4 protein-coding genes and 1 pseudogene are annotated in these 3,506 nt (G+C 65.8%); 4 read left to right on the plus strand and 1 reads right to left on the minus strand.

Annotation, left to right across the window (positions count from 1 at the left end):
- The 4 genes and pseudogenes from WA702_RS26280 to WA702_RS26295 all read left to right on the plus strand — a co-directional run.
- Positions 1–236: pseudogene (locus WA702_RS26280) on the plus strand (AAA family ATPase); the annotation flags it as partial.
- The gene (locus WA702_RS26285) at positions 233–1,441 is read left to right on the plus strand and encodes a vWA domain-containing protein (RefSeq protein WP_425113462.1); all 1,209 of its coding nucleotides are present in this window, start codon (positions 233–235) and stop codon (positions 1,439–1,441) included. The pseudogene WA702_RS26280 and the gene WA702_RS26285, both read left to right, overlap by 4 nt.
- Positions 1,442–1,657: 216 nt before the next feature.
- Positions 1,658–2,518 (plus strand): XdhC family protein, encoded by an 861-nt coding sequence (locus tag WA702_RS26290; RefSeq protein ID WP_425113463.1) that lies wholly within the window; start codon positions 1,658–1,660, stop codon positions 2,516–2,518.
- Complete coding sequence (locus tag WA702_RS26295) at positions 2,505–2,966, plus strand: SRPBCC family protein (RefSeq protein ID WP_425113464.1); 462 nt, start codon at positions 2,505–2,507, stop codon at positions 2,964–2,966. The genes WA702_RS26290 and WA702_RS26295 overlap by 14 nt, the downstream gene beginning before the upstream one ends.
- Before the next feature lie 70 nt (positions 2,967–3,036).
- Here WA702_RS26295 and WA702_RS26300 read toward each other — a convergent pair.
- The coding region (locus WA702_RS26300) for a carbohydrate ABC transporter permease (protein WP_425113465.1) at positions 3,037–3,506 on the minus strand (470 nt) is incomplete at its 5' end.

Consider the following 3,506-nt stretch of genomic DNA (forward strand, 5'->3'; position numbering starts at 1 on the left):
TGGCGCTGCAGATCGCGCGCATGGTGGATGCCGTCCGCAAGGAGGACCTGCGCAAGGTGCCTGGCGTCGCCGAGACCCTGGACTGGGCGGCGGCGCTGGTCGGGCTCGATGTGCGCGATCTCAAGGAGCAGCCAGAGATCGTGCACGAGACGCTGGTCTGCCTGCTCAAGACCCATGAGGACCGCGCGCGGCTGACGCGTGAGGTTTCCGCGCGCTTGCTGGGGAAAGTCGCATGAGCTGCTGTGGCACCACGCCTGAGCTCGCAGACATGGATGCGGTGTCGCGTCTGGTTGCCGCCCGGCTGAGTGCGTTCCTGCGTACTTTGCGCGACAACGGCTTTGCCGTCGGCCTGGCCGAGGGGCGCGACGCAGCGGCGGTGATGGCGTCGCGTTTCGCGGAAAAACCGGGCATGCTGCGCTCGGCGCTCAAGCATCTGTTCTCGGCGCGCAAGAGCGAGTGGGATCGCTTCGACGGCCTGTTTGATGCGTTCTGGCTCAACAAGCGCGTGCGCTCGCGGTCGCTAACGTCGGAATCGTCGAAGGCCGCCAACAGTCCATCGCTGAAGAGCTTGCAGGAGTCAGGTAACGAGCGCGGCACGTCGCCAACGGTCGCGGATCAGGTGCCGTCGTCGGACGATGGGCCGCAGACATCAGGCGGGGAAGGGCGCAGCGAGGGCGCCTCGCGGATCGACAATCTTGCCGAGGTCGATTTCCGCAAACTCTCCGACCCGGACCAAGTCGCGCAGGCGCATGAAGCTGCCGCGCGGCTGGCAAAGGCGATGCGCACGCGGCTGACGCGGCGCGATCAGCTGCGCCGGCGCGGCGAGCGGCTCGATCTACGGCGTACCATCCACCGCAACATCAGCCATGGCGGCGTGCCGATCACGCTGGTCAAACGCCGGCGCAAGGACAAGCCGTTGCGGCTGGTGGTGCTGCTCGACGCCTCCGGCTCGATGAGCATGTACACGTCTGTTTTCCTGCGCTTCATCCACGGCGTGCTGGATCAGTTCCGCGAAGCCGAGGCGTTCCTGTTTCATACCAGGCTGGCTTACGTTTCCGATGCGATGAAGGAGAAGGACGCCGCGCGCGCGCTCGATCGGCTCTCGATGATGGCGCAGGGCGTCGGCGGTGGCACCCGGATCGGCGAGAGCCTCTCCAGCTTCAACCGCTGGCACGCTGCGCGCGTGATCCATTCGCGCACCTGCGTGATGATCGTCTCCGACGGCTATGAGACCGGCGACGCGGCCTTGCTCGGGCGCGAAATGGCGCAGCTGAAACGGCGCTGCCGCCGTATCGCCTGGCTCAACCCGATGCTTGGCTGGGAAGGTTATGCGCCGGAGGCGAAAGGCATCCGGGCCGCGTTGCCGTATGTCGACCTCTACGCGCCCGCGCACACGCTGGCATCGCTGGCGGCGCTGGAGCCGTATCTGGCGAGATTGTGAGATGGTGATGAGTCGCATCGAGCTTAGTTCGAGCCCACTTCGCGCGGCGTGGTCAATCTGCTCCCTCCCCCCTTGTGGGGGAGGGCTGGGGAGGGGAGTATTCCACGAGCAGTGTGCTTGGAGGCCCCCCTCCCTAACCCTCCCCCACGAGGGGGGAGGGAACGCACCGCCATTGCGGGGATATCGCAGCCTCCAAGGATTGCGCGGGAGGCACCCATGACTTCCGCTCCCGAAGTGCTCGATCTCGCCGCGCAGCTCAAAGCCGCCGAGGAAAGCTTCGTGCTCGCCACCGTCGTGCGCACGGTGTCGGTGACGGCGGCGAAGGCCGGCGCCAAGGCGATCATTCGCCCCGACGGCTCGATCGTTGCCGGCTGGATCGGCGGCGGCTGCGCCAGGGGCGCGGTGCTGAAGGCGGCGCGGGAGGCTTTGGCCGACGGCTGCCCACGCATGGTGTCGGTGCAGCCGGAGAACCTGTTGACCGAACTCGGCGTCAAGGCCGGCGAGATTCGCGAGGGCGTCAAGTTCGCCAGCAACATGTGCCCGAGCAAGGGCACCATGGATATCTTTGTCGAGCCAGTGCTGCCGCATCCATCACTGATTGTTCTCGGCGCCAGCCCTGTCGCGCTGTCGCTCGCAGCCCAGGCGCGCACGCTCGGCTATCACGTCACCCTGGCGGCGCCCGCGGCTGATCTCGTCGCTGTGCCCGAGGTCGACATGTTGATCGACAGTTTTCAGCTTGGCATGCTCGCCGAGGCCAAGCGCTTCGTCGTGGTGTCGACGCAGGGCAAGGGCGACGAGGCGGCATTGCGCGCGGCTGTTAGCACGGAGGCGATCTATCACGCCTTTGTTGGCAGCCGTCGCAAGATGATGTCGTTGCGGGACAAGCTCACTGCTGACGGCGCCGATCCCGCAGCGCTCGACCGCGTCAAGGCGCCCGCCGGGCTCGACCTCGGCGCCATCACGCCGGAGGAGATCGCGATGTCGATCCTCGCCGAGATCACCGTCGCGCGGCGCCGCGGCCAGCGCGAGCCGAATCCATCCCTCACGGAGCCGAAAGCCCATCATGCAGATGAATGATAGCCAGCGTATTCCGGCATCGCAGGAAAAAGTCTGGGCGGCGTTGAACGATCCCGCTGTGCTCAAGCAATGCATTCCCGGCTGTCAAGCGCTGGAGATGTTGTCGCCGACCGAGATGACCGCGACCGTCGTCTTCAAGGTCGGCCCGGTGAAAGCGACCTTCGGCGGCAAGGTCACGCTATCGGAGCTCGATCCGCCGAACAGCTATCGCATCGCCGGCGAGGGATCTGGCGGCATTGCCGGTTTCGCCAAGGGCGGCGCGACGGTGACGCTGACGCCTGACGGTCCCGATGTCACCGTGCTGCATTACGATGTCGATGCACAGATCGGCGGCAAGCTCGCCCAGCTCGGCGGCCGTCTGATCGACTCCACCGCGCGGAAGCTCGCGGGTGAATTCTTCACCGCCTTCGGCAATGCCGTGGCGGCCGCACAAGCCGCGGAGGTGTGATCGCCGCATCGCATTATGTGGCAACTAGACCGCTGATTATTCTGCGCTCACGTCGCGTTCTTCGGATGTCTCATCCGCCCTTCACGGCCCCGGCGGTTAGGCCGGCCACGATCTGCCGTTGCGCGAACATGGTCAGCAGCAGCACCGGTGCGGTGACGATCAAAGCTGCGGCCGCGAGCGGGCCCCAGCTCAGCTGGTCGAACGAGATCATGTTGTAGACCGCCACCGGCAGGGTGCGGGTTTCGCGTCCGGCCAGCACGATGCCGAACACGAAATTGTTCCAGGAAAAGATCACCGCCAGGATGAAGGCGACCGCGAGGCCCGGTTTGGCCACCGGCAGCGCGACATGGCGAAACACCTGCCAGCGGGTTGCGCCGTCGATGGTAGCGGCCTCCTCCAGCTCGATCGGCGTGGTCTCGAAATAGCCGATCATGATCCAGATCACGATCGGCACCGTGACCACGAGATGGATGATGATTTGAGGCCACAAAGTGCCGAGCAGGCCGAGCCACTGGAACAGCAGGAACAGCGGGATCAGAT

It is taken from the genome of Bradyrhizobium sp. (assembly GCF_049798375.1).
In the GTDB taxonomy this organism is placed as follows: Bacteria; Pseudomonadota; Alphaproteobacteria; order Rhizobiales; family Xanthobacteraceae; genus Bradyrhizobium.

Excerpts from the sequence above, each read along its gene's own strand:
- WA702_RS26295 (WP_425113464.1), top strand. The coding sequence starts at position 2,505 with ATGCAGATGAATGATAGCCAGCGTATTCCGGCATCGCAGGAAAAAGTC.
- WA702_RS26290 (WP_425113463.1), top strand. The coding sequence starts at position 1,658 with ATGACTTCCGCTCCCGAAGTGCTCGATCTCGCCGCGCAGCTCAAAGCC.
- WA702_RS26285 (WP_425113462.1), top strand. The coding sequence starts at position 233 with ATGAGCTGCTGTGGCACCACGCCTGAGCTCGCAGACATGGATGCGGTG.